Source organism: Amycolatopsis sp. NPDC059021 (assembly GCF_042739895.1).
GTDB lineage: Bacteria > Actinomycetota > Actinomycetes > Mycobacteriales > Pseudonocardiaceae > Amycolatopsis.
In genome coordinates this window covers 29,103-30,124 of the sequence record NZ_JBHYIQ010000073.1, presented here as the reverse complement: position 1 = coordinate 30,124, position 1,022 = coordinate 29,103, and the positions used below count along the sequence as shown (strand labels likewise).

1 pseudogene is annotated in these 1,022 nt (G+C 71.6%); it reads left to right on the top strand.

Features of this window, described 5'->3' with window-relative positions:
• Positions 1–507: 507 nt before the first annotated feature.
• Positions 508–912: pseudogene (locus ACFWX1_RS33585) on the top strand (TIGR03668 family PPOX class F420-dependent oxidoreductase); the annotation flags it as partial.
• Positions 913–1,022 lie beyond the last annotated feature (110 nt).

Below are 1,022 nucleotides of genomic sequence, written 5' to 3'. Positions count from 1 at the left end.
GGGTGCCCCTGGCGCCCCGGGGGGGGGCGCGGGTGGGGGGTTTGGTCGGGTGCGGCGCGGGTGTGGCGCCCCCGTGGGGGGGGGGGGGGTGGGGGGCGGGGCGGCCCGCGCGCCGCCCCACCCCTGTCGCTGAACTCCCCCGCGCTTTCCTGAGCGCTGCGGGTTACTTCCCTTTGTCCTCGGCGCGGTGTTTCCCGCCACCGCCCGAGTTGTTGATTTCCTGCGTCCGATCCGGATTGCTGTTCGAGCCGTTGGTATCGCTCTTGTTCTCGTGCTTGCCCATCTCGTCCCCCGTCCAGTGTGGTCCTCACTCGAGTTATTCACCGTGACTAATATCTGCTGAGACCACAAGTCCTGGTGCGGCGCCTCAAACTGGTGGGTGACGCAGCTTCCTCCCCAAGGCGCAATGAGCCGTCCGATGATGACACTCGTCAACGGTCGTGGTGGCTGTGTGGGTGGGTTTCGTCCACAGGGGCCGTGATCTTTTCCGGCGGTAGGGTGAACTGTATGCGCATGTCACCCGGCCAGGCCAGGGAGCGATTCACCGCGACGCGGGTGGCGAGGCTCGCGACGGCGTCGGCCGACGGCGTGCCGCATCTGGTGCCGGTGACGTTCGCGGTGTCGGGGGACGTCGTGGTGTTCGCCGTGGACCACAAGCCGAAGAGCACGACGGCGTTGCGCCGGCTGCGGAACATCGCCGCGAACCCGGCGGTGTGTTTCCTCGCCGACGGCTACGACGAGGACTGGTCGCGGCTGTGGTGGGCTCGGGCGGACGGCGTGGCCAGGGTGCTCACCGACGACGCCGACCGGGCGGAGCCGCTGCGGTGGTTGCGGGCGAAGTATCCGCAGTACGCCGAGCGTCCGCCGGAGCACGCCGTGGTGAGCACCCTGGTCCACACCTGGAGTGGCTGGCAGGCGGTCGAGACGCCGGGGGGGGGGGGGGGGGCGCGGGGGCGGGGCGCGGGCTGGGGGGAGGCCGCGGGGCGAGACGCGCTCGCACGCGGGCACCCCCCCCGCGCCCC